Here is a 23,570-nt window from a genome sequence, read left to right on the forward strand (position 1 = left end):
ACGACTCCTTAGTATTCGTCTTCTCTAAAGCCGAAATCGCGTAAATGCATCGCTTTATTGCGCCAATCCTTTTGCACTTTGACCCATAGTTCCAAATACACTTTCGATCCCAGCAGGTTTTCGATATCCTGGCGGGCGCGTGTTCCGATCTGTTTCAGAAGCGCACCTTTTTTGCCGATGACAATCCCTTTTTGGGAATCGCGCTCAACCATAATCGTCGCCTGAACTCGGATCATGTCTTTATTCTCAGAATCCGGTGCAATCTTCTCGATCACCACAGCAATGGAATGCGGAATTTCTTCGCGCGTCAAATGCAGGGCTTTTTCACGGATCAATTCAGAAATGATAAAGCGTTCAGGATGGTCCGTGATTTGGTCTGCCGGGTAATATTGCGGGCCTTCCGGAAGCCGCTCGCTGATTTTAGCCAATAAGTTCTCCACGTTATTGCCTTCCAGCGCTGAAATTGGAATCGCTTCTGCAAAATCAAATTCATTGCGGTAAGATTCGATGATCTTCGGCAAATTGTCCGGGTGTACCTGGTCGATTTTATTGATGACCAAAAATACAGGCACGTCGATGCCTTTCAGCATATCAAGCACGTAGCGATCTTCTTTTCCGACACGGTCGACAGCGCTTGCTACAAATAACAGCACATCCACTTCACGGAACGTGTTTTTAGCCACTTTCAGCATAAAATCACCCAATTTATGGCGTGGTTCGTTGATTCCGGGCGTATCAATGAAAATCATTTGGCTTTCATTGGTGGTTACGACTCCCTGCACTTTATTGCGTGTTGTTTGGGGCTTGTCACTCATAATGGCAATTTTCTGGCCCACTACACGGTTAAGGAATGTCGATTTGCCTACATTCGGGCGACCGATGATTGAAATGAACCCTGATTTGAAACCGTTATTCTCTTGCTGCATATTTTAAATCCTCCGTTGAGAATGCGCCGGGAAGCAATTCACTGATTGTCGTTTCCTGGACGTCACCTTTTAAATTTGTTAAGTATACCGGCATATCCGGTGGGCAGAACTCAGCTAACACCTGTCTGCACGCTCCACAAGGCGATACAGGGCCCGGAGTGTCGGCGGACACCGCAAGTGCCGTAAATGTTTTGTTGCCTTCAGATACCGCTTTAAACACGGCTGTGCGCTCTGCGCAGTTTGTTAAAGAGTAGCCGGCATTTTCGATATTGCAGCCGGTGTATACTGTTCCGTCAGCTGCCAGCAAAGCGGCCCCGACAGGAAATTTCGAATAAGGCACATACGCCGTTCCACGTGCTTCTATCGCTTGCTTCATCAATTGTTCTTTTTCCATGTTTATCACCTCTGCGAATTTAAAACCATTTGGGTAGAAATATTAGTAATCCAATTATAGCACTTGCCACCGCAAATACCAAAACGGCACCTGCCGCCATGTCCTTGGCCTGCTTGGCAAGCGGATGAAGCTCAGATGTCGCAAGGTCCACTACACGTTCAATAGCTGAGTTGAACATCTCCAAGGCCAGCATGCCCCCGATCAGCACAATGACCACCAGCCATTCTAAAAGAGACAAACCCGTCAATAACCCTGCCGCCACCACAACAACAGCCGCCAGAATATGAAAGCGAATGTTTTGTTCATGCTTTAAGGCCGTTTTAATGCCTTCAGCCGCAAAACGGAATGAGCGGAAAAATCTGCGTGCCTTCATCTTAATCACGTGTTATGCCGAGTGATACCAGGATTTCCTCTTGGCGGGAAAACATTTTCTTTTCATCTTCCTCTGTCATATGGTCGTATCCCAGCAGATGCAGAAAACCATGGATGGCCAGAAAGCCCAGCTCCCGTTCAAATGAATGGCCGTAATCTGCTGCCTGCTCTTTTGTGCGGTCCAGCGAAATGATGATATCGCCTAACATGCGCGGTTCCTGTGAACCGATGATGGCTGTTTCCCCTTCGCCCAACTCCTCCATAGCAAATGAAATGACGTCTGTCGGCTGGTCTTTTCCGCGGTATTCACGGTTGATGTCGCGGATCATTTCATTGGTGACGAACGTCACCGATACTTCGCTGTCCCCCAAACCTTCTTCTTTCGCTGCGTGCTCCAGTATTTTTTGCACAAACTCCAGTTCCTGCTGGTTCAGGCTTTCCGTCTCGTCCATAAAATCGATTGCAATCATAGCAGTTCCTCCTGTCAATTGGTTTCTTTCGGATATTCGATGCGTGAGTGGAAAATGCCGTTCAAGGTTTCACACATCACCGCTTTTACTGTCTTCAGCTCTTTCAAGGATATATCACATTCCTCGAATTGCCCATCTTTCAGTTTATCCTCAACTATCGCATCCACCAATTTTTTTATCTTTTCTGATGTTGGTTCCTTCATCGACCGGACAGCAGCTTCCAGGCTGTCTGCAATGCAAATGATGGCAATTTCCTTGGTTTGCGGCTTCGGCCCCCGGTAGCGGAAAGGCGCTTCTTCAAGATCCGGGTTGTTTTCCTTCGCTTTATAATAGAAAAACTTCAACAAACTTGTGCCATGGTGCTGTGCTGCCACATCCACGATTTCCTGAGGCATTTTATGTTCCTTAAGCATCTGCGCCCCTTGGAAGCCATGTGCGAGAATGATATCACGGCTTTTCTCTGGCGGCAGCCGGTCATGCGGATTTTCAATGTTCACTTGGTTTTCAATGAAGAATTGAGGCTGTTTGGTTTTGCCGATATCGTGGTAATAACAGCCGACTCTGGCAAGCAGGCCGTTCGCTCCGATCGCTTCACAGGAAGCATCCGCCAGATTGGCGACCATCAAGCTGTGATGGTATGTACCAGGGGTTTCCATCAGGATTTTTTTCAATAAGGGATGATTCGGATTGGACAGCTCAATCAAGCGCATAGTCGACAATAGGCCGAAGGCTGACTCGAAGAACGGCAGCAAACCAATCGCCAAAGCACCGGAAAGCAACCCCGAAACAAGGGCAGCTGTAAAATAAAAGCCGATCTCCGACCAACTATACTGCGTTTGGCCGATCAACAGATAAATGGCGACAAACAGCATATTGACCAATGCGACTGCCAAGCTAATCTGCAGCAGACGCCCACGCCCTCCATCTTGTTCAATCAAATAAATGGCTGTCAATCCACCAAACAGGATATAAAGCGCGACATCAATTTGCAGGGAAGCCGAATAGCTGCTCTGGAGCATGATGCCTGCTGCTGCACTGATTAAAATGGTGACATAGACAGCAGCCCTTTCGCCGGCCAGCAGACGGACAATCATTCCCGCCAGCGCGGTAGGGAAGATAAATGCGATGACAAAATCAAAATTGCCGCCGACCGCATACAATAATTTCATAAGGGCCAAAGAGATGCCGATGACTGCAGTCACCACCAGCAATTCAGTGGTTTTCTTCCGTTCACTCTCGGTTTTTGAACGAGACATGACGGCTAATAGAAGGCCCATGGCGACCAGCACGAAAATAAATAGCCCCAAAAGCGGCTTATAATCCAATTGCTCCTCCGTCATTCCAGCAAGCTCCAGCTGCCGGTACACTTCCCGGTCGACAACCTGGCCTTCCTGGACCAACACCTGCCCCTGCAGAATACGAGTGGGCTCGACACTATTGCGGACCTGTTCCACTTGGCTGGCCGTCAACTCTTCATTGACCAGTTCGTTCGGTATTATTCCGAAACGGCCGATGGTAACTGCTGCTTGGACAACGTTATCCGGAAATTGCTCATTGCGCCGGATGTCCTGCTCGATTTCCGTGCGAATCCTTGCCACTTCTTCTGTCCGAACAGGTTCACTCAAATAGGTTTCCATTAATGCTTCCAATTGCTGTTGCACGGTCAACAAGCTATCATCCGGCAACGCCAATAAAGACCGGAGCATATCATCCGTCAAACGCAAGCCATTTTCGCTGGTCTCCATCAGCCGAAGGTCTTCTCTCAACTGCGAGATCATGGCATCCGGAGAACGTTGCTCTTTATCATTTTCAGGCGCAGCTTTTGCGTCCAGGATATAGCCGAACAGCGATTCGATCAACGCCACCTGATTGGCGGCAATTTCATCTATAAACTGATAGCTTGGCGCAACTTCTTCTGCCAAACGCTGTTTTTCCAATTCTGTTTTAATCGGATCTTCCACTGTTTTTTCCGAGCGAATCGTTTCCGATGACAATTGAAAAAGGTTGATGTCGTATGTATTGCCCTGAACCGATTCCACTAAAGCGGCATACAGGATTAGCCCGGTCAATAAAATGGCCACCAACATTATTTTTCGGTAGCCTAATTTATCAAAGATTTTCTGTGCCCGTTGACGCATGCCCCCACCCCGCTTTTCTACTTCCATCATAACAACTTAAGAAATAGATTTCACCGTGTATTTCTAAAAATTTGAAATTATCTCTATCCTTATGACAACAGATTGAACAGAGCTATTCGAGTCTGCGGCTATCACATAAAAAAGCACACAGGATTTTCATCCCGCGCGCCTTTATTCCACATCCGTCAGCTTGGCTGATTTTCATAAGCTTCAATTATTTTGGCCACCAGTGGGTGGCGGACAACATCCCCGCTTTCGAGGTATTGGAAATGGATGTTGCGAACCCCTTTCAAAATTGTTTCTGCCGCAATCAATCCGGATTCCGCTCCACGCGGCAAATCGATTTGAGTTTTGTCTCCGGTAATGATCATTTTCGATCCGAAACCAAGACGCGTCAAAAACATTTTCATTTGTGCTTTAGTGGTATTTTGCGCTTCGTCGAGAATAACAAAAGCTTCGTCCAGTGTCCGCCCTCTCATATACGCCAGAGGAGCGATTTCAATGGTGCCGCGTTCGATAAAGCGATTGGTTTGCTCAAGGCCGAGTACATCATGCAGGGAATCATAGAGCGGACGCAGATATGGATCCACTTTCTCTTTCAAGTCGCCGGGCAGAAAACCAAGGCTTTCTCCCGCTTCTACAGCAGGCCGTGTCAAAATGATCTTTTTCACATGGCCGTTTTTCAGTGCCTGGACAGCCATCACTACAGCTAAATAGGTCTTGCCTGTCCCAGCTGGTCCGATTCCAAATACCAGGTCCTTGCTGCGTACAGCATGGATGTAATGCCGCTGGCCGATGGTCTTCGCCCGTATCGATTTGCCGTTCGCATTGCGGGCCACTTCTTCGTCGTATAACTCCGCGAAGTATTCAATCGTTCCGTTTTTGGCCATCTCGATGGCAGAGACGATATCGCGTTGATCGATATTGATATTTTTGCGAATCACCCGCAATAATTGTTCAATCAATAATTTTCCAGTCTGCTTGCCCTCTTCGGAACCTGATAATTTAATAACGTCACCACGGGTAATAATATGGATGTCGAACGCTTCTTCGATTAAAGTTAAGTGGTTATCTGATATCCCGAGCAGCTGAACCGCTTCATTTGGGTCTTTCACATGTAATTCTAGTAGGTTGTTTTCTGTCATGTGGACGCTCCTTGGAATCGAGTATTTACTGCTATTTTTACTCTATCATTAAAGATAATCCTTTGTAAAATATTTGTATTAGATAATTCGAACTATAAGATTTTGTTTTCTCGGAATGTGTAAATTTCGCTGGATTTTGAATCGATTTTCTGTATAAACCAAAGTTTTATTCCAGCTCTTTTTGTTTACATAATAAAGTTATCAAAAACATAAAAGGTCGGCCAGTAAAAACTGGCCGACCTTTTATCTTTTGGATTTGGGCGGCATCAAAATCTCTGCCATGATGATCCCTCTTCTGACATCCTCATTAGTCAACGGCAGGAAGTCATCTGCGTCTTTTTCTTTCTGTGCAACGGATGGCTGATTTCTCACTGACCGTAAACCGCCGGTAGTGATGCGGTCTTCTATTTCATCTTGCACTTCACGGGACGACACTCGGCGTTGGACTTCCTGGCGCGCTTCCCGGAGAGGCGTTCGATTTACCACTTCTTCCACTTGTTTTTTCACTTGCTGTGTTCGTTCAGGTCGTTGGGTTTGCTGTTTCTGCAGTTCCCCGTAAATCTCTTTGGCATAATCTTCTACTCGCTTAAACGTTTTTTGACCAGAACGCCTGTCGTCAACAGTGGATGATCTTGTCGGGACGGGGCGTTTCGGAACATCGTCAGCCGAGTCTTTTTTGTTCTTATTGAAAAAAGCACTAATCGCCATGATTACAAGCCCAAATATGAGAGCTTCCATACGAAAAACCTCCCTTATGGTTATCGCCGATTATTTATCGTCGGATTTGTCCATACCGGTTTTCGAAATGGACTCTCGCATACCTGTATCTGCTTGAACATTTTTATAGTTGATATAATCCATAACACCGATATTTCCTGAACGAAGCGCTTCGGACATCGCAAGCGGCACTTCCGCTTCCGCTTCGACAACTTTCGATCTCATTTCCACAACTTTCGCTTTCATTTCCTGTTCACTTGCAACAGCCATCGCTCTGCGTTCTTCAGCTTTAGCCTGGGCAATTTTCTTATCTGCTTCAGCTTGTTCAGTCTGCAGTTCCGCGCCGATGTTTTTGCCGATATCAACGTCAGCAATATCAATCGATAGGATTTCAAAGGCCGTACCTGAGTCCAAGCCTTTTGAAAGAACAGTTTGAGAAATCAAGTCCGGGTTTTCAAGAACTTTTTTGTGGCTTGTGCTTGAACCGAGTGTTGATACGATACCTTCACCAACACGGGCAACGATCGTTTCTTCACCCGCACCACCGACTAGACGGTCGATGTTCGCACGAACCGTGATACGCGCTTTCGCTTTCACTTCGATTCCGTCCATCGCAACACCGGCGATAAATGGTGTTTCAATAACTTTCGGGTTAACCGACATTTGAACAGCTTCCAACACGTCACGCCCTGCCAAGTCAATTGCAGCTGCACGTTCAAATGGCAATTCAATGTTTGCGCGATGCGCAGCAATCAATGCGTTAACTACACGGTCAACGTTACCGCCTGCCAAGTAATGGCTTTCCAGTTGGTTGATGCTGACTGTCAAACCTGCTTTTGACGCTTTGATCAACGGATTTACAATCCGTGATGGAATAACACGGCGCAATCTCATCCCGATCAGTGTAAAGATACTGATTTTAACGCCTGCTGCCAATGCTGAAATCCATAATGTAATTGGCACAAATGTGAAGAAAATTGCCAAAACAATGATGATACCTATTATCGCTGCGCCTAAACCAATTGCTTCAATTCCCATTCTCTTATTCCTCCTCTTGTTTTTCAAGTTCGCGAACAACTATGCGCGAACCCTCTACCTTGATTATCTTAACATCTTTCCCATTGTCGATAAACCTGCCCTCCGAAACGGCGTCAATGCGCTCGTCATCCAGCTTGATTGTGCCTGAAGGGCGAAGCGCCGTTACAGTCCGGGCAATTTTGCCGACAAGTTCCGGGCGATTTGTAGTCGATACATATCCACTTTCTGTATCGGTGGCATCCGTCAAGATAATCCGTTTGAACAAATCCAGCCGCTTACCAAAGAATTTCACTACAATCACCATCCCTACTGTTGCTACTATCATTGCAATAAGTACCGCTATGGCGGTGGACTTTAAATCGCCTCCAGCCAATAAAATGCTGCCAAGAATAGCGGCGATCCCCAGGAATCCGGCAACACCGCCCGGAATAATGAACTCGGCCACCAAAAGCCCGAAGCCGATGACCAATAAAATGATGGACTCGTATCCTGCCAAGCCTGCCACCAAGTGACCGTAAAAAAACAGCAACAAGGAAGACAGCCCAATAATCCCAGGAATCCCGACTCCTGGTGTAAACAGTTCAAGCAGCAAACCTAAGCCTGCAATTGACAAAAGGATCGGTACAACGATCGGATTGGTCAGGAAACGAGCTAGACTTTCTGAAAATGTTTCATCGACTGTAACAACCGAAGCATTTTCATAGCCTTTTAGCGCCAGCAACTCGCCAAGAGAAGATACAGTCCCTTGCGAATAGCCAACCTGTTCAGCTTCCTGCGCTCCCAACGTCAGCAGCTCACCTTCTGCAACTCCCAGCTCCGGGAGAGCCATTGAAGCATCAGCCATTGCCAATGCATACTCAGGATCCCGACCGGCTGTCTGAGCTGCATTCTTCATGGAAGCGAGCCATGCGCTGTTCGCCTTATCCGCAGCCGCATTCCCCGCCTGGTCGATCACCTGAGCAGCGCCCATGCGGCCGTTTGGATGCATATAGATTTCATCGTTATGCAAGGCCAGGAAAGCACCAGCCGATAAAGCATCTTGGTTGACGAATGCCATTGTTTCCAGCTGTGTTTTATTGAGTAGCCGAGCAATGCCATCTGCCGCATCCACAAAACCGCCTGGCGTATCGATTTCAAAGATGATGGACTCTGCTCCAGCATCTTCAGCTTCTTCAATGCCCCGTTCGATAAAAGCTTGCAGTCCTCGTTCAACTTCATCTTCGATCGGAATTACATACACTGTCGAAGTGTCCGCCTGGATCGCCGGGAGCATGAGCAGAAAAGATAACAGTAAAAGTCCAAATCCTGTATAGACTTTGACTCTGCTCAATGGGATCTCTCCTTTCGCAAGTTAAATTTACTGTTTGTATATATACGGATGAAACTGGATTCGGTTTCATTTTTTTGAGCTATTCCCATTATAAATGATTGGCTGCCCAATAACGAAAGAATGCGCTTACAAATATGACAATTAGAAAAGCCGCCAACACATTTACTGTGTTGGCGGCTTAGGCTGGTCGTTCATATTTTTTAAAAGTCGATTATACTTCTTAATGTCAATTAAAATTTACGTTTACGCGCAGCTTCTGATTTTAATTTACGTTTCACGCTCGGCTTATCATAGTACTCGCGCTTTCTTACCTCTTGCATTGTTCCAGATTTAGAAACAGTGCGTTTGAAGCGGCGAAGAGCATCTTCAATCGATTCGTTTTTACGAACTGTAGTTTTTGTCATCTCTTTTTCCCTCCCTCCGAACACACGTTGAAGCGAAGAACAACAAGTGTTATATACTCAAAAATTATATCGTATTCTCAAAGAAAGGTCAATAGTTAATAATCGGAATCTGAAGTTAAGCCCTGCATAATTTTTACGCCTGAGCTTGCACCGATGCGCGTTGCTCCTGCTTCGATCATCGCTTGAACATCTTCCAGACTGCGAACGCCGCCTGAAGCTTTAACACCCAGATCAGGACCTACTGTCTCGCGCATCAATTTTACGTCCTCGACAGTCGCTCCACCAGTTGAGAAACCAGTTGAAGTTTTAACAAAGTCAGCTCCTGCTTCTTTAGACAGCTGGGAAGCCGCCGCTTTTTCTTCGTCGGTCAGCAGGCATGTTTCAAGGATCACTTTCACGATTGCTTTTCCTTTTGCCGCATTGACAACCGCTTCGATATCTTTTTTCACATGGTCCGTGTTGCCGCTTTTAAGGGCGCCTACATTCAACACCATGTCAATTTCGCCTGCACCTTTTGAAATAGCGTCAGTTGTTTCGAAAGCTTTTGTTTCCGGAGTCGATGCACCAAGCGGAAAGCCGATAACTGTACATACTTTGACTTCAGTGCCTGCCAATTCAGCTGCAGCAGTTTCAACCCAAGTCGGATTGACACATACAGAAGCGAACTTGAATTCAGCTGCTTCTTTGCAAAGCTGGATAACTTGGCTTTCGGTCGATTCCGGTTTTAGTAATGTGTGGTCGATATATGATGCAATGTTCGTCATAATAGAAAATCTCCATTCTTGTTTAAAGTCAGTTACTCATCAGGCCAGTTCCCCCAACCGGGAAATGCCGCCGATCACTGTTCTGAGCGTTTTGGATGCCTTGTACAGGCATAGCCCCATTCCTATTCAAACTCACAGGAAATAGCGGCCAGTGCGTACAAAGGCGCAGTTTCTGTCCGCAGAATCCGCGGGCCAAGCGAAGTGAAAACCGCCCCGAAGTTTTTCAAAGCAGCCACTTCAGACTCTGAAATCCCGCCTTCCGGGCCAAAGACAATCAGGACTGAATCTTTATCATACAACGCTTTTAAAATTTCAGCAAACCGCGTCCGGTTCCCGTCCCGCGCCTCTTCTTCATAAGCGACGATAATGGTGTCATAGGTTTCAGCTTGGACCATCAATTGCTTGAAACTGTGGACGGGATGGATTTCAGGGATGTGGGTTCTGTGAGATTGTTCAGCTGCCTCCTTAGCGATTTTTTGGAGCCTGCCGATTTTTTTCCCGCTTTTGGAACTGTCCCATTTGACAATCGAACGCTCTGCTGCAAATGGCAGCAGCGCGTACATTCCCAGCTCTGTTGCTTTTTGTGTAATCAAATCAAGCTTATCGCCTTTCGGCAACCCACAAGCAATGGTCACTTTTTTAGGCAATTCAACTTGCGTTTCCAATTTCTCGCCAAGCTCCACTTCCACATCGAAATCCGCCGTGACGATTTTTGAAAGGTGCGCTTCGCCTTCCATTACTGCGATCAAATAATCTCCTGCAGTTTGGCGCATAACTTTGGCGATGTGCTTAGCATCATCGCCGGTTATTGCCACTATTCGATTTTCAGGAATTTTGCCTTCTATAAAATATCGTTGCATCGTGGCACCCCGTTATTCAGGTTTTTTGGAAATGATGGTGACCCAATCTTCCATCATCATGACGTCTTCAATGACAAAGCCAGATGCTTCGAGCGCTTCTTTGACATTGTTCTTTTTCGCTGCAATGATGCCGGATGTGATGTACTGGCCACCTGGTTTCACGACCTTGAACGCATCATCTGTAAAGGACATGATGACTTCCGCCAGAATATTGGCGACGACCACGTCACCCGGTTCCTTGATTTTATCGACCAGGTTGCCTTCTTCTACGGTCACAGTGTTTTGAACTTTATTCAGCTTGACGTTGATTGTTGCTGATTTTACAGCAATGTCATCCAAATCCAGCGCATAGACTTCTTTGGCAGAAAGCAAAGCCGCTCCAATCGCCAGCACTCCTGATCCCGTACCTATATCAATGACTCGGTCTCCCGGCTTAACTGTCTTTTCAAGTGCCTGTAGGCTCATAACAGTAGTTGGATGCGTGCCTGTACCAAAAGCCATTCCAGGATCCAATTCAATGATCAATTCATCGCTTGATACCGGATTATAAGTTTCCCATGTCGGCACAATTGTGAAACGTTTGGAGATTTTGACGGGATGATAATATTTTTTCCATGAAGTCGCCCATTCCTCTTCGTTCACTTCGCTGATGGTCACTTCGTTTTTGCCCAAATTAATATCAAATGCCACCAGGTTATTGATAGCCAACTTAATGGCCTCAACCGTTTCGCCTAAAAAACTATTGACCGGCAAATAAGCTTTCAAGATCACGCCGTCCACCGGAAAATCTTCCGGATCCAACGAATAGATTTCACCAAAACGATCTTCCCGTTCTTTCGTCAAATCTTCCGAATCCTCGATGACTACTCCGCTGGCACCTGCTTCGTGCATGATATTGGAAACTGCTTCAATCGCTTCATTCGTGGTATGGATTGCTAATTCTGACCATTTCAATTCCGTCCAGCTCCTTTTTCGCTTCCACAATCAGCAAGACTCCCGCATTACGCAAGAGTCTACTGGTTGCAGAAACTGGATTAATTACTGACAGCAACTTCCCCATCAGTCCAGGTTCTCACTTATTCGCCTTTGATGGTCCGTTTGATTTTATCAAACAGCGAGCTGCTGTGTTCTTCTGGAATATCCCCGCTGATTTCCGCAAACTCACGCAGCAGCTGTTTTTGCTTCTCGCTGAGTTTTGTTTGTGTTTTGACGCGGACAATGACATGTTGATCTCCGGTTCCATAGCCATGAACGTTTTTGACGCCTTTGCCTTTCAGTCGGAAACGGGCTCCACTTTGTGTACCAGCTGGAATCTTCAACTTCACTTTACCTGAAATTGTCGGAACTTCGATTTCATCCCCCAATGCGGCCTGTGGATAGGTGATGGAAATATCCAGATAGATATCGTCCCCTTCACGCTGGAACTGTTTATGCGGTCTGACGCGGAATACAACATAGAGATCCCCTGCTGGTCCTCCGTTGATTCCCGGTCCACCTTGTCCAGTAACGCGCAATTGCTGGCCATCGTCTACACCGGCTGGAATCGTGACTTTGATTTTCTTGACTTTGCGCACTTTTCCTTCGCCGTGGCATGTCTGGCATTTTTCTTCGATGATTTGGCCAGAGCCTTCACAATGATGGCAGGCACGGCGGTTGACCATACGGCCAAATGGCGTATCCTGCGTCACATTCAGCTGGCCGGAGCCTTCACAGTATGGACATGTCTTCTTCTTGGTACCTGGCTTAGCGCCAGAACCGTCACATGTTCCACATGTTTCGTCTTTCGGCAATTCAACTTCCGATTCCTTGCCGAATACGGCATCCATGAAATCGATGGTCATGGAGTACTGAAGATCATCGCCTTTACGTGGTGCGTTCGGATCGCGGCGTCTTGAACCTCCACCGAAGAAAGTGCTGAAAATATCATCGAAACCGAATCCCTCAGCTCCGCCGAATCCGCCGCCGCCAAAGCCTTGGTTCGGATCCTGATGGCCAAACTGATCATATTGTGCACGTTTTTGCTCATCGCTTAATACTTCATATGCCTCTTTAACTTCCTGGAACTTAGCAGAAGCATCTTTATCTTTATTGATGTCCGGATGAAACTTTTTGGATAAGGTCCGGTATGCTTTTTTAATTTCTTCTTTAGAAGCGGACTTGGATACGCCCAGTACTTCATAATAATCTCGCTTATTCATAAGTCACTCTCCTTCTAGCAATCAATTGTAATTGTACACGGTTTAAATCACTGATGCAAAGACATTGAAAAAGCCAAAGCATGTTGCTTTGCTTTGACTTTTCAAGTTCTTGCTTATTTTTTATCGTCGTTAACTTCTTCAAATTCAGCATCGACTACATCGTCGTTGCCTGGAGCTGCGCCTTCTTCTTGAGCAGCTTGTTGAGCTGCTGCTGCCTGCTCGTACGCTTTCATGGAAAGGCCTTGAAGAATCTCCTGCAATTTATCTTTTTTCTCACGGATGTCTTCGATGTTGTCAGACTCCAATGCCGTTTTTAATTCGTCGCGCGCATCTTCCGCTTGTTTTTTCTCTTCTTCAGAGACAACTTCACCAAGGTCAGTGATTGTTTTGTCAGTTGTGAAGACAGCTTGGTCCGCTTCGTTGCGAAGTTCAACTTCTTCTTTTACTTTAGCATCCGCTTCAGCGTTTTCTTCTGCTTCTTTGATCATGCGTTCGATTTCATCGTCCGTCAAAGAAGTGTTGGATTGAATTGTAATTGTCTGCTCTTTTTGTGTCCCAAGATCTTTCGCTTTAACGCTGACGATACCGTTTTTATCGATATCGAAGCTTACTTCGATTTGCGGCACGCCGCGTGGAGCTGGCGGAATATCTGCCAATTGGAAACGGCCAAGCGTTTTGTTGGCTGCTGCCATCGGGCGCTCCCCTTGCAATACATGAATATCTACAGCCGGCTGGTTGTCAGCAGCAGTTGAGAATGTTTGCGATTTTGAAGTCGGGATTGTCGTGTTGCGTTCAATCAATTTAGTGAATACGCCGCCCATTGTTTCAATACCAAGAGATAATGGCGTTACGTCCAATAGGACAACGTCTTTAACGTCACCAGTCAATACGCCGCCTTGGACTGCTGCACCCATAGCTACAACTTCATCCGGGTTAACGCCTTTATGCGGGTCTTTGCCTGTTTCTTTCTTAACAGCTTCCTGTACGGCTGGAATACGAGTAGATCCACCGACAAGGATAACACGGTCAATTTCAGAAGCAGAAATGCCAGCATCTTTTAACGCCTGGCGAGTCGGCCCCATTGTGCGTTCAACTAATGAAGAAGTCAATTCATCGAACTTCGCACGGCTCAATGTAACTTCCAAGTGAAGAGGTCCAGCTTCTCCTGCTGTGATAAACGGCAGTGAAATTTGAGTTGACGATACGCCAGACAAATCTTTTTTCGCTTTTTCAGCCGCATCTTTCAAACGCTGTGTCGCCATCTTGTCTTTCGACAAGTCAACGCCGTTTTCTTTTTTGAATTCCTGCACCAAATAGTCGATGATCAATTTATCGAAGTCATCGCCACCCAGACGGTTGTCGCCGGCAGTTGATTTTACTTCAAAAACGCCGTCGCCCAGTTCAAGGATCGATACGTCGAACGTACCGCCGCCAAGGTCATAAACAAGGATTGTTTCATCTGTATCTGTTTTGTCCAAACCGTATGCAAGTGCTGCAGCAGTAGGCTCATTGATGATGCGTTCCACTTCTAAGCCTGCGATACGCCCAGCATCTTTTGTTGCCTGGCGTTCTGCATCGTTGAAATAAGCTGGAACTGTGATAACCGCTTTTGTTACTTTTTCGCCTAAGTATTCTTCAGCATAGCCTTTAAGATATTGAAGAATCATTGCAGAAACTTCTTGTGGCGTATATTCTTTGCCTTCAGCTGTTACTTTTTGCTGAGTACCCATCAAACGTTTTACGGATTGGATGGTGTTCGGGTTTGTGATCGATTGGCGTTTTGCCACTTCGCCGACTTGGCGTTCACCATTTTTGAAAGCGACAACAGAAGGTGTTGTACGGTTGCCTTCTGGGTTTGGAATGATTTTTGGCTCGCCGCCTTCTAATACTGCGACTGCTGAGTTTGTTGTACCTAAGTCAATACCGATAATTTTGCTCATTATGAATTCCTCCAATAATTTTTTATTCGTTTACTTTTACCATTGCCGGACGGAGAACCCGTCCTTTTAGGATATAGCCTTTTTGCAATTCCTGCAGGACAGTTCCCGGTTCAGCGGAATCATCTTTTTCCTGCATGACTGCCTGATGGAAGTTCGGGTCGAAAGGTTCGCCAACCGCCTTGATTTCTTCCAAGCCTTCGCGGCTGACAGCTTCAATCAAGGATTTTTGGACCATTTCGACACCCTTCATTACAGAAGCCGATTCTTCGCTGGTGGTTTGAAGCGATAATGCACGCTCGAAATTATCCAAAACTGGCAGGATATCTGACAGCAGGGATTGAGAGCGGAATTTATTGGCTAAATCTTTGTCTATTTGCGTACGCCGTTTGAAATTATCATAATCGGCAAGCAAGCGCAAATATTTGTTCTGTTCTGCTTCCAACTGTTTGCGCAGCTCTTCAGCTTCGTCAACCGTTTCTTCCTCCTGCTCAGCGGAAAGGTCGACTTCCGGAGTTTCTGTATCCGCGAATTCTGTTTCCTCTTCAGCAACAGGCGCTTTCGCTTTTTCTTCCACTTCTTCAGCCATATCTTGTTCTTCAGTTTTTAATGGTTCATTTTTTTTTGACAAGTCTATTCCTCCTTTGTTCACGTTCCTTTAAACATGCGGGTCAACTCTTTCGATAAATCACCGCTTAATAGGTCCAATATGGAAACAATACGTTTGTAATCCATTCGTTTTGGCCCGATTATAGCAATTGACCCTGTTTGTTCTTCACCGATATCGTACGACACCGTAATGACACTGCAATCTTCCATTGCCGACAGCGTATTTTCCGAGCCGATGCGGATGTGGAGGCCTTGGCTTCCCACTGGCAAGATCATCGGAATATGCTTGGCTTCTTCCATAACATCCATCAAATTTCTGATTTTCTGGAGATCGTGAAAATCAGGTTGCTTGAGGATGTTCAATTTCCCACCGTAAAAGACGTTTTCATCTTCATGCGGCAATAAAACCGCTTTTCTGAACGTATGGAATAATTCGCCATAGTGTTCAACATGCTGTTTCAAGATCATCAGCGTTTCCTGTTCCAACCGCAGATGCAGGTTGTTCAGTGAGACGCCAACCAGCCGTTCATTGAGGATATTGGCCATCTTCTCAATATCTGATGGGTTAAGGCCAGGCGGAATGGAAAACACGCGATTCTCCACATGCCCCGAATCGGTTACGATAATCGCAACCGCAGCATTTTCCGTCAACGGCACGATCGACAATTTCTTAACGATATGCATGCGCACATCAGGCCCCAAAAGAATGGATGTGTAATTGGTCAACTCCGAAAGAATCATCGCCGAGCGCTTAATGATTTCTTCAGTCTCTGTCAATTTTTCTTCAAAGATGGAACGCAATTGCACGATATCCTGTTGCGGCAATGGCCTTGGCGTCAGCAGGTGATCGACATAATAGCGGTACCCTTTTTCGGAAGGAATGCGTCCGGAAGACGTATGGGTTTTTTCCAGGAAGCCCATTCTTTCAAGCTCGGCCATCTCGTTGCGGATGGTTGCCGAACTATAGGAAATCCCAGGCTTCTTGGAGAGTTGGTTCGATCCTACCGGCTGAGCTGATTGAATATAATCATCCACTGTCACCTTTAAGATGAGCAGTTGCCGTTCTGTTAACATGATCATCACCTCTGTTAGCACTCTAAGTACCCGAGTGCTAATACTACATTAAAATTAACAAATATAACGACCCTTGTCAACGCAAGACCCCTATGCCAATAAAAATTGTTCAAATACTTCGTTGCCGACAAACCGGCCTTTTCTGGTCAAACGGACAAAGTCTCCGGCGATCTCCAAATTTTTCTTTTCGATTTCCTTTTCCAATATGCTGCCATATACATCCTGTATCGGTTTTTGGAACTTATCCTGGAAATGTAGCAGCGATACACCGTTTGTCTTCCGCAGCCCTAAAAACATTTCCTCTTCCATTTTTTCATGGACCGGCACTTCATGTGTATTGAGGATCGGACGCTGGCCTGAATCCAGCGGTTCCATGTATTTTTTCAACGGTCCGGCATTCGAATAACGGACGCCATCTACATAACCATGCGCGCCTGCTCCAACACCAATGTATTCAACATTGTCCCAATACAGGAGGTTATGCCGGGACTCATGGCCTGGGCGCGCGAAGTTGGAGATTTCATACTGTTTCAGTCCCCGGTCGTCCATTTCATTCATCAACCGTTCGTACATATCCGCTTCCAAATCTTCTGTGACAGTATTCAACTTGCCTTTTGTCATCAAGTTGTAGAAGACAGTCTTCGGTTCAATGATCAGCGAGTAGGCGGAGAAATGCGGCAAGTCGAAAGCGAATGCCTGTGCGAGCGTATCTTCCCATTGCTGCATGCTCTGGCCCGGCAGCCCGTACATCAAATCAAAACTCAAGTTTTTGAAGCCGACTTGGCGCGCTGATTCGACCGCCCGCCCAACATCGGTATTGCTGTGTGTCCGGCCAAGCCGTTTCAGCAGGTCTTCATCAAATGACTGGACGCCCATGCTCAAACGGTTGACGCCTCCGTCAAACAACACCTGCATTTTGTCGCGTGTCAGTTCATCCGGATTGGCTTCTGAAGTCCATTCCAAGTCGTCTGCCATCGGCACATAGCGGTGGATATAGGATAACAGCTTCTCCAGCTGAACAGGTGTCAGCGAAGTTGGCGTGCCGCCTCCCAGAAAAATCGTTTCAAGCGGCTGGTCAAGTGCTCCTTGTTCTTTCCATAAAGCCAGCTCCTTCCCGACAGAATCGATATAGGCATCTACGGGCTGGTCTTTGAAAAAGACTTTATTGAAATCACAGTAAAAGCAGATCTGGTGGCAGAATGGAATATGGATATACAATCCTTTAACCATTTTTATTTCCTCTTTTCTAATAAGAAAAGGAGGCTGAAATTCCCGCCCCCTTTTTTCCATTTATTTTGATTGGTCATCCATTTTCAGGATCGCCATGAATGCTTCTTGTGGAACTTCAACAGATCCAACTTGCTTCATGCGTTTTTTACCTTCTTTTTGCTTGTCCAAAAGTTTACGTTTTCGGGAGATATCCCCGCCGTAACACTTGGCAAGAACGTTTTTGCGCATGGCACTGATGGTCTGGCGTGCAACAATCTTCTGGCCGATGGCGGCTTGGATCGGCACTTCGAACTGCTGGCGCGGGATCAGGCTTCTCAACTTATCAACGATCACTTTGCCGCGTTCATAGGCAAAATCACGATGGACGATAAAGCTTAAGGCATCGACTTGTTCGGAATTCAGTAGAATATCCATCTTCACAAGTTTCGACTCTTTGTAGCCGATCAATTCATAATCGAATGAAGCGTAGCCTTTTGTTCCCGATTTCAGCTGATCAAAGAAATCATAGACGATTTCAGCAAGCGGCAGCTCATAGATGATGCTGACACGTGTGTCGTCGACATAATCCATTGTCATGAAATTGCCTCGCTTGCGCTGGCAGATTTCCATAACTGCGCCGACATAATCATTCGGGACCATGACAGTCGCTTTCACATAAGGTTCTTCAACCATTTGGATTTTCTGCGCGTCCGGCATCATGGCAGGGTTATCGATTTTCAGGATTTCCCCGTCCGTCATGTGTACGTCGTAGATTACACTTGGTGCTGTTGTGATCAAATCAATGTTGAATTCACGCTCGATGCGTTCCTGAATGATTTCCATATGCAACAAGCCGAGGAAACCACAACGGTAACCAAAGCCAAGCGCCTGGGAAGATTCCGGTTCAAACTGCAGAGCGGCATCGTTCAACTCCAATTTCTCCAGCGCATCACGCAAGTCGTTGTATTTGGATGTATCGATCGGATACAATCCGCAATAAACCATCGGATTCAAACGGCGATAACCTGGCAATGCTTCTTTTGCCGGGTTATTGGCCAATGTAATGGTATCTCCGACGGTGGAATCGCCGACATTTTTGATGGCAGCGGTCAAAAATCCGACATCGCCAACTGTCAATTCATTACGAAGCGTTGCATGAGGAGTGAAAACCCCTGCTTCAATCACTTCAAATTCTTTTCCGGAAGCCATCATCTGGATGCGGTCTCCAGGCTTCACAGTTCCTTCCACAATCCGGATATAAGCGACGACGCCACGGTATGGATCGTAAAGGGAGTCAAAGATCAATGCTTTTAACGGCGCATTCGGGTCGCCTGTTGGTGCAGGAACTTTTTCGACAATCTGTTCAAGAATATCCTCGATGCCGATTCCCGCTTTTGCTGAAGCCAATACAGCTTCAGAAGCATCCAATCCGATAACATCTTCGATTTCCTGGCGAACACGCTCCGGATCGGCAGCAGGCAAATCGATTTTATTGATAACTGGCAGGATTTCCAAGTCATTGTCCAATGCCAAGTAAACGTTCGCTAAAGTCTGGGCTTCTATGCCTTGAGCCGCATCGACAACCAGTACAGCGCCTTCACAGGCGGCCAGGCTGCGCGATACTTCGTAAGTGAAGTCGACATGGCCCGGTGTGTCGATCAAATGCATAATATAGATTTCTCCGTCTTTGGCTTTATAATTCAGCTGGACAGCATTTAATTTGATGGTAATGCCGCGTTCCCGTTCAAGATCCATGGAATCCAGTGACTGTGCTTTCATTTCACGGGAAGTCAGCGCTTCCGTCTTTTCTAAAATTCGGTCAGCAAGCGTAGACTTGCCGTGGTCAATATGCGCAATAATTGAGAAGTTGCGGATTTTGCTTTGACGGGATAATCTTTCCTCATTATTCATTCTCTTCACTCCTAAATAAACTACTATGAATTATAGCAGTACAGCACGGATTGAGCAATGAAAGCCCAAGAAATCATTTCAGTGTCAAGTGAAACTTCTTTGCACGTAACTATTGCATTCCTGTCGTTGATTTGATAAAATAACTCTTGTTGTATAGAGACATTAAAGAGTTGGGATGATTTCCCCTCTTACATATTGTCTAGGAGGTGAAAGATATGCCAAACATTAAATCTGCAATCAAACGTGTGCGCACGAACGAAACTAAAAACGCTCAAAACTCACATGTGAAATCAGCAATGCGTTCTTCTATTAAGAAAGCTGAAACAGCTTTGACTAACAAAGACGATAACGCTAGCGATTCTGTAAAAGCTGCGATTAAACAGGTGGAAAAAGCGGCTTCTAAAGGCTTGATCCATAAAAACACTGCAGCTCGTAAAAAATCGAGCTTGATGAAAAAAGCGTAAAACCTTTTAAAAAGCCGGTTCCTCCAGAGGAACCGGCTTTTTTTCTATGCATGTTAACGTTTCATTTGAGACGCGCGCTTCATCAGGAAAAATTCCAGGATGCGCTCACGGTTGCCGCTGACTGTCTTCAGCTGCAGATCGATCGCCGCCAAATCCCCCAATACTTGAAGCAGCCGCTTCTCGGAAATCTGTTGGCGCTTTTCCACCAGCAGCTTGACGCGGTACGGATGGGCTTTCAATTGTTTGGAGATCTGCTGCGCATGATAGCCTTTTTTCTGCAAGTAATAGACTTGGATCATGAAGCGAATCTGCGAAGCCAGCAAAGCCGTCAGCGCCACAGGTTCTTCTTTTTGCCTCAACAAATCATAATAGACACTGAGTGCGCCGCTGACATCGCCGTCCAAATAAGATTGCAGCATTTTGAAGGCATCCTGTTCGAGCGTCCGCGCAGTCATTCTTTCTACAAGGTCTACCGTGATATCGCCTTCCGCTGCACCAAGGTACAACGACATCTTCTCAATTTCCGAAGACAGCAGAGTCAGATTGGTGCCTGCCATTTCCATCAGCCGCTGCGCCGCTTTCAAATCGATGCCTTTTCCAAAACTTTTCGCTTCATGCATCAGCCAGCTTTCCAGATCATTTGTCTGCAAAGATTTCGCTTCCACCAGAACGGTATGCTGTTTCATCAGCTTGGTGACTTTTTTCCGCTCATCCAGCTTTTCATAAGGTGCAACAAAAATCGTCACAGAACTGCCCGGTGGATTTTCAAGCCACGCTTCCAAAGCCTTCAAGTCATGATTGATCTTTTCCTTGCCGCGTTCCGCCGCCTTCAGGAACGAAGCATTGCGAGCGATTATGAGCTTTCGGTCGCTGAAGAAAGGAATGGTATCCGCTTCATCGATGACGTGGTCAACAGGAACTTCATCCAAATCAAAAAATGTCAGTTCCAATTCCCCGCCGTCCGTTAATTTATCTTTTAATAAGTCCAATGTTTTTTCAATGAAATAGCTTTCTGTTCCCACTATGAGATAAACAGGGTCTATTTGCCCGCTGCGTATGGATTTCCACACGGATGTAATCATCGTATCAGCCTCCCTCTCTCTACTATATCGGATTTTTGCCCATTTGGGTATTTGACAGTTATGTGTCAGCGCAGAAATTCGTTTGTTAAAGTCCACTTCAATCTAGATTTTTATTCAGACTTCGCTTATAATTAGAAGGAATTAGGAGGGATTTCAATGAATGAATTTGAACAGAATGTACAGTCCAAACGTAACGATGCAATCGACGCGGGAATGGGCTTTGTCGTATCCTTTGGATTTTTCGCCCTTATCTTTATCATCGCTGGACTTGTACAGTTCGCTGCACGGTAATTAAATCAAAAAAGGTTCCGGAGTTTCATATCCGGAACCTTTTTTTGTTGCTCAATACATCAGTCAACGCATAGTCTCCAACTCCATCTGTCCATCATTATATAACAGCCGGATGGTGCCGTTTTCAGCAGTGTTCAATGTACGGAGTTCCAATTCACTAAAGCGCTCGACCACTTCCAGGCTCGGATGGCCGTAACGGTTATCAGCACCCGTTGAAAATATCGACAGTGCAGGCTTGAGGGCAGCCAGGAAGCCTTCGCTGCTGGATGTTTTGCTGCCATGATGACCGACTTTCAATACTGTCAGCCCGGCAAGATCAGGTGCGTAAGACTCCAGCAGACGCGCTTCGCCTTCCGCTTCCAGGTCTCCCGTAAACAAAATTCGGTAATCGCCCGTTTTCATCAGCAACACCAAGGAATCATTATTGCCTTCGTACTCCTCATCATCCGGCGACAGGTACGCAAAGTGCGTTTGTCCTACGGCCCAATTTGACCCCTTAGCCGGAAATGCCACTTCCGTCTGCGCCGCATCAGGAGCCAGTTCGACCATCAACGCATTCGTCGCTGAGCCTGGCGTCAAATGCAACTGATCAATAGGAAACAGCTTGAAAATCTCCTCTGCTCCTTCTGCGTGATCGGCATCCGGATGCGAAATGATGAACAGATCCAGTGAAGAGATTCCACTCCCCTTTAAATAGGGTGCTACAACCTGCCTGCCAATTTCGTAAGGCCGCTTCTTCTCCTTAAAAGCTTCGGTATCGAATCGCAGCAAGCCACCGCTGTCGATCAAATAGACCGCTTCCCGGTAAGGCAATTCAATTACTGCACTATCCCCTTGGCCAACGTCCAAAAATGTCACTTTCAAACGTGGATCCAAATAAGGCAACGCTGTGAACAGCAGGGCCGGAATAACCAAAATCAGCAATTGGCGCCAACGGAACCCCAATTCTGCCGCGCAATAAAATACATAAACACTGGCAATGAGCAAGCAGACGGCCAGAACTCCCGGCTTTCCAGGATTCCACAATTGATAAGGCAAATCTGCCAGCCACAGCATTAATTGCCCAACCAGCCCACGCAAAGGTTCGTAAAAATAAAACAGGAAATCTGCCGCCGGTCGGCACAGCAGAGTCAGAAACAACAGCAAAAAATTCATCGGCAGAATCAGCAAGGTGAACAGCGGGACAAACAGGCTATTCACCAGGAATGCAGACAGAGACAATTCATAAAAATGAAACAGCAGCAACGGATACAAGGTCACTTGAGATATGAAGGTGATGACAAATCCCGTTTTCAAAGCAGACTGGATTCCCCTCAACAATTTTAGCGAGTATATAATACCGAATGTCGCGCCATAGGACAGTTGGAATCCAATTTTGAAGAGGACATACGGATTCCATAACAGCAAAAGAATCATACTAGTTAACATAACATTTGCAATAGGCAACCGGAATCCAAGCAACTTTCCTGTTAATACAAGAGTTACCATGCTGACAGCCCGCCAAACTGAAGGGGCACCACCAGCCATGACTGCGTAAAGCGGCAGAATGATGAGCAGAATGACTGTAGCCGACTCTTTTCGGACATGCAGGCGGATAAGGATGAAATACAGCATCCCTGATGCGATTCCCACATGCAATCCCGAAATGGCAAACAGATGAGAAATTCCAAGCGTTTGATAAATGCGTTGATCTTCCGGGTCCATGTTTTCCCGCTCCCCGATCAGCAGCGCTTCCGCTTCCACTGACAAGCTTTCGGGAAAATGTTCACGGATATGGCGCTTGAGTGCATCACGCCTCCCCAACAGCCCTGTAAACCACGAATCGTTTTCGCTGATGCCTTCAATCGACTGAACAACCAGTAACTGGGAAGCTCCATTGTGGATCAGGTATTCTTCCATATTGAACGAATAACGATGGGAAGGCGGTGACGGAACCTCAAATACCCCCTTTACCAGAAAGTCCGACCGGTCCACCAGGCCTTCCAGCTGATTTTTTTGCTCTTCCGAAGCTATTCGATAACGGGCATAGACGACCGTCCCATCCGCGATTACCGCAAACCCCCTCAGGCTGTCACCATCGACAGCTGATCCCGCACGGAATGTCAGCTCACCCGAATAGGGAAGCGAGTAATCGAAATGGTCCTGGCTCCGGAAATCCTGCAAAAGGTAAATCGCGCCAGCAACTAAAAAGATACTGAGAATAAGCATTAGGCTTTCTCTTTTACAGCACATCCAAC

Annotated in this window: 23 protein-coding genes; 2 read left to right on the forward strand and 21 right to left on the reverse strand. The window is 46.4% G+C overall.

Translation table 11 applies throughout. From position 1 onward, the window contains the following. Positions 1 to 8: 8 nt before the first annotated feature. The 19 genes from era to lepA all read right to left on the reverse strand — a co-directional run bounded on the left by era (position 9) and on the right by lepA (position 19,496). Positions 9 to 926 (reverse strand): GTPase Era, encoded by a 918-nt coding sequence (gene era / locus QMA04_RS08365; RefSeq protein WP_191715892.1) that lies wholly within the window; start codon positions 924 to 926, stop codon positions 9 to 11. Next, a complete protein-coding gene (locus QMA04_RS08370) occupies positions 910 to 1,320 on the reverse strand; it encodes a cytidine deaminase (RefSeq protein ID WP_191715893.1) in 411 nt (136 codons plus the stop codon). The genes era and QMA04_RS08370 overlap by 17 nt, the downstream gene beginning before the upstream one ends. 19 nt (positions 1,321 to 1,339) lie before the next feature. Continuing rightward, a complete protein-coding gene (locus tag QMA04_RS08375) occupies positions 1,340 to 1,693 on the reverse strand; it encodes a diacylglycerol kinase family protein (RefSeq protein ID WP_290185073.1) in 354 nt (117 codons plus the stop codon). 1 nt (position 1,694) lies between these two features. Beyond that, on the reverse strand, positions 1,695 to 2,162 hold the full coding sequence (gene ybeY / locus QMA04_RS08380) for an rRNA maturation RNase YbeY (protein WP_290185075.1): 468 nt from the start codon (positions 2,160 to 2,162) through the stop codon (positions 1,695 to 1,697). A gap of 14 nt (positions 2,163 to 2,176) precedes the next feature. Continuing rightward, positions 2,177 to 4,300, reverse strand: a complete 2,124-nt coding sequence (locus tag QMA04_RS08385) for an HD family phosphohydrolase (RefSeq protein WP_290185078.1) — start codon at positions 4,298 to 4,300, stop codon at positions 2,177 to 2,179. A 185-nt stretch (positions 4,301 to 4,485) separates the two neighbouring features. Next, positions 4,486 to 5,445 (reverse strand): PhoH family protein, encoded by a 960-nt coding sequence (locus QMA04_RS08390; protein ID WP_191715897.1) that lies wholly within the window; start codon positions 5,443 to 5,445, stop codon positions 4,486 to 4,488. A 243-nt stretch (positions 5,446 to 5,688) separates the two neighbouring features. Then, positions 5,689 to 6,183: a hypothetical protein gene (locus tag QMA04_RS08395; protein WP_191715898.1), complete on the reverse strand. Its 495-nt coding sequence runs from the start codon at positions 6,181 to 6,183 to the stop codon at positions 5,689 to 5,691. Between the two features lie 30 nt (positions 6,184 to 6,213). Beyond that, entirely contained in the window at positions 6,214 to 7,200 is a 987-nt protein-coding gene (gene floA, locus QMA04_RS08400) for a flotillin-like protein FloA (RefSeq protein WP_191715899.1), read from the reverse strand. A gap of 4 nt (positions 7,201 to 7,204) precedes the next feature. Beyond that, positions 7,205 to 8,530, reverse strand: coding sequence for an NfeD family protein (locus QMA04_RS08405; RefSeq protein WP_290185079.1), 1,326 nt, complete (start codon positions 8,528 to 8,530; stop codon positions 7,205 to 7,207). A 230-nt stretch (positions 8,531 to 8,760) separates the two neighbouring features. Next, positions 8,761 to 8,934 (reverse strand): 30S ribosomal protein S21, encoded by a 174-nt coding sequence (gene rpsU, locus QMA04_RS08410; protein ID WP_008431605.1) that lies wholly within the window; start codon positions 8,932 to 8,934, stop codon positions 8,761 to 8,763. 95 nt (positions 8,935 to 9,029) lie between these two features. Next, positions 9,030 to 9,698 (reverse strand): deoxyribose-phosphate aldolase, encoded by a 669-nt coding sequence (gene deoC, locus QMA04_RS08415; protein WP_290185084.1) that lies wholly within the window; start codon positions 9,696 to 9,698, stop codon positions 9,030 to 9,032. Between the two features lie 122 nt (positions 9,699 to 9,820). Next, positions 9,821 to 10,558 carry a 16S rRNA (uracil(1498)-N(3))-methyltransferase gene (locus QMA04_RS08420; RefSeq protein WP_290185086.1) on the reverse strand — a complete coding sequence of 246 codons (738 nt, stop codon included), beginning with the start codon at positions 10,556 to 10,558 and terminating at the stop codon, positions 9,821 to 9,823. 12 nt (positions 10,559 to 10,570) lie between these two features. Beyond that, a complete protein-coding gene (gene prmA / locus QMA04_RS08425; RefSeq protein WP_191715903.1) occupies positions 10,571 to 11,512 on the reverse strand; it encodes a 50S ribosomal protein L11 methyltransferase in 942 nt (313 codons plus the stop codon). A gap of 122 nt (positions 11,513 to 11,634) precedes the next feature. After that, entirely contained in the window at positions 11,635 to 12,756 is a 1,122-nt protein-coding gene (dnaJ, locus tag QMA04_RS08430; RefSeq protein WP_191715904.1) for a molecular chaperone DnaJ, read from the reverse strand. Positions 12,757 to 12,869: 113 nt separating this feature from the next. Then, a complete protein-coding gene (dnaK, locus tag QMA04_RS08435; protein WP_290185089.1) occupies positions 12,870 to 14,696 on the reverse strand; it encodes a molecular chaperone DnaK in 1,827 nt (608 codons plus the stop codon). A gap of 22 nt (positions 14,697 to 14,718) precedes the next feature. Next, positions 14,719 to 15,324: a nucleotide exchange factor GrpE gene (grpE, locus tag QMA04_RS08440; RefSeq protein ID WP_225218540.1), complete on the reverse strand. Its 606-nt coding sequence runs from the start codon at positions 15,322 to 15,324 to the stop codon at positions 14,719 to 14,721. Positions 15,325 to 15,341: 17 nt separating this feature from the next. Beyond that, a complete protein-coding gene (gene hrcA / locus QMA04_RS08445; protein ID WP_191715906.1) occupies positions 15,342 to 16,376 on the reverse strand; it encodes a heat-inducible transcriptional repressor HrcA in 1,035 nt (344 codons plus the stop codon). Between the two features lie 90 nt (positions 16,377 to 16,466). After that, the gene (gene hemW, locus QMA04_RS08450; protein ID WP_290185092.1) at positions 16,467 to 17,606 is read right to left on the reverse strand and encodes a radical SAM family heme chaperone HemW; all 1,140 of its coding nucleotides are present in this window, start codon (positions 17,604 to 17,606) and stop codon (positions 16,467 to 16,469) included. Positions 17,607 to 17,666: 60 nt separating this feature from the next. Then, positions 17,667 to 19,496, reverse strand: a complete 1,830-nt coding sequence (gene lepA / locus QMA04_RS08455; RefSeq protein ID WP_203339811.1) for a translation elongation factor 4 — start codon at positions 19,494 to 19,496, stop codon at positions 17,667 to 17,669. A 215-nt stretch (positions 19,497 to 19,711) separates the two neighbouring features. Between lepA and rpsT the strand changes: the two genes are divergently transcribed. After that, on the forward strand, positions 19,712 to 19,960 hold the full coding sequence (rpsT, locus tag QMA04_RS08460; RefSeq protein WP_191715909.1) for a 30S ribosomal protein S20: 249 nt from the start codon (positions 19,712 to 19,714) through the stop codon (positions 19,958 to 19,960). A 53-nt stretch (positions 19,961 to 20,013) separates the two neighbouring features. Here the strand turns inward: rpsT and holA are convergent, their stop codons facing one another. Then, complete coding sequence (gene holA, locus QMA04_RS08465) at positions 20,014 to 21,042, reverse strand: DNA polymerase III subunit delta (protein WP_191715910.1); 1,029 nt, start codon at positions 21,040 to 21,042, stop codon at positions 20,014 to 20,016. Between the two features lie 156 nt (positions 21,043 to 21,198). Between holA and QMA04_RS08470 the strand changes: the two genes are divergently transcribed. Further along, positions 21,199 to 21,333 carry a YqzM family protein gene (locus QMA04_RS08470; RefSeq protein ID WP_008431587.1) on the forward strand — a complete coding sequence of 45 codons (135 nt, stop codon included), beginning with the start codon at positions 21,199 to 21,201 and terminating at the stop codon, positions 21,331 to 21,333. Between the two features lie 63 nt (positions 21,334 to 21,396). Here QMA04_RS08470 and QMA04_RS08475 read toward each other — a convergent pair whose 3' ends face one another. Continuing rightward, on the reverse strand, positions 21,397 to 23,541 hold the full coding sequence (locus QMA04_RS08475) for a DNA internalization-related competence protein ComEC/Rec2 (RefSeq protein WP_290185094.1): 2,145 nt from the start codon (positions 23,539 to 23,541) through the stop codon (positions 21,397 to 21,399). Positions 23,542 to 23,570 lie beyond the last annotated feature (29 nt).

It is taken from the genome of Planococcus sp. APC 3900, assembly GCF_030407735.1.
GTDB classification, from domain to species: domain Bacteria; phylum Bacillota; class Bacilli; order Bacillales_A; family Planococcaceae; genus Planococcus; species Planococcus notacanthi.

Excerpts from the sequence above, each read along its gene's own strand:
- era (WP_191715892.1), bottom strand. The coding sequence starts at position 926 with ATGCAGCAAGAGAATAACGGTTTCAAATCAGGGTTCATTTCAATCATC.
- QMA04_RS08370 (WP_191715893.1), bottom strand. The coding sequence starts at position 1,320 with ATGGAAAAAGAACAATTGATGAAGCAAGCGATAGAAGCACGTGGAACG.
- QMA04_RS08375 (WP_290185073.1), bottom strand. The coding sequence starts at position 1,693 with ATGAAGGCACGCAGATTTTTCCGCTCATTCCGTTTTGCGGCTGAAGGC.
- ybeY (WP_290185075.1), bottom strand. The coding sequence starts at position 2,162 with ATGATTGCAATCGATTTTATGGACGAGACGGAAAGCCTGAACCAGCAG.
- QMA04_RS08385 (WP_290185078.1), bottom strand. The coding sequence starts at position 4,300 with ATGCGTCAACGGGCACAGAAAATCTTTGATAAATTAGGCTACCGAAAA.
- QMA04_RS08390 (WP_191715897.1), bottom strand. The coding sequence starts at position 5,445 with ATGACAGAAAACAACCTACTAGAATTACATGTGAAAGACCCAAATGAA.
- QMA04_RS08395 (WP_191715898.1), bottom strand. The coding sequence starts at position 6,183 with ATGGAAGCTCTCATATTTGGGCTTGTAATCATGGCGATTAGTGCTTTT.
- floA (WP_191715899.1), bottom strand. The coding sequence starts at position 7,200 with ATGGGAATTGAAGCAATTGGTTTAGGCGCAGCGATAATAGGTATCATC.
- rpsU (WP_008431605.1), bottom strand. The coding sequence starts at position 8,934 with ATGACAAAAACTACAGTTCGTAAAAACGAATCGATTGAAGATGCTCTT.
- deoC (WP_290185084.1), bottom strand. The coding sequence starts at position 9,698 with ATGACGAACATTGCATCATATATCGACCACACATTACTAAAACCGGAA.
- QMA04_RS08420 (WP_290185086.1), bottom strand. The coding sequence starts at position 10,558 with ATGCAACGATATTTTATAGAAGGCAAAATTCCTGAAAATCGAATAGTG.
- dnaJ (WP_191715904.1), bottom strand. The coding sequence starts at position 12,756 with ATGAATAAGCGAGATTATTATGAAGTACTGGGCGTATCCAAGTCCGCT.
- dnaK (WP_290185089.1), bottom strand. The coding sequence starts at position 14,696 with ATGAGCAAAATTATCGGTATTGACTTAGGTACAACAAACTCAGCAGTC.
- hrcA (WP_191715906.1), bottom strand. The coding sequence starts at position 16,376 with ATGTTAACAGAACGGCAACTGCTCATCTTAAAGGTGACAGTGGATGAT.
- hemW (WP_290185092.1), bottom strand. The coding sequence starts at position 17,606 with ATGGTTAAAGGATTGTATATCCATATTCCATTCTGCCACCAGATCTGC.
- lepA (WP_203339811.1), bottom strand. The coding sequence starts at position 19,496 with ATGAATAATGAGGAAAGATTATCCCGTCAAAGCAAAATCCGCAACTTC.
- rpsT (WP_191715909.1), top strand. The coding sequence starts at position 19,712 with ATGCCAAACATTAAATCTGCAATCAAACGTGTGCGCACGAACGAAACT.
- holA (WP_191715910.1), bottom strand. The coding sequence starts at position 21,042 with ATGATTACATCCGTGTGGAAATCCATACGCAGCGGGCAAATAGACCCT.
- QMA04_RS08470 (WP_008431587.1), top strand. The coding sequence starts at position 21,199 with ATGAATGAATTTGAACAGAATGTACAGTCCAAACGTAACGATGCAATC.
- QMA04_RS08475 (WP_290185094.1), bottom strand. The coding sequence starts at position 23,541 with ATGCTTATTCTCAGTATCTTTTTAGTTGCTGGCGCGATTTACCTTTTG.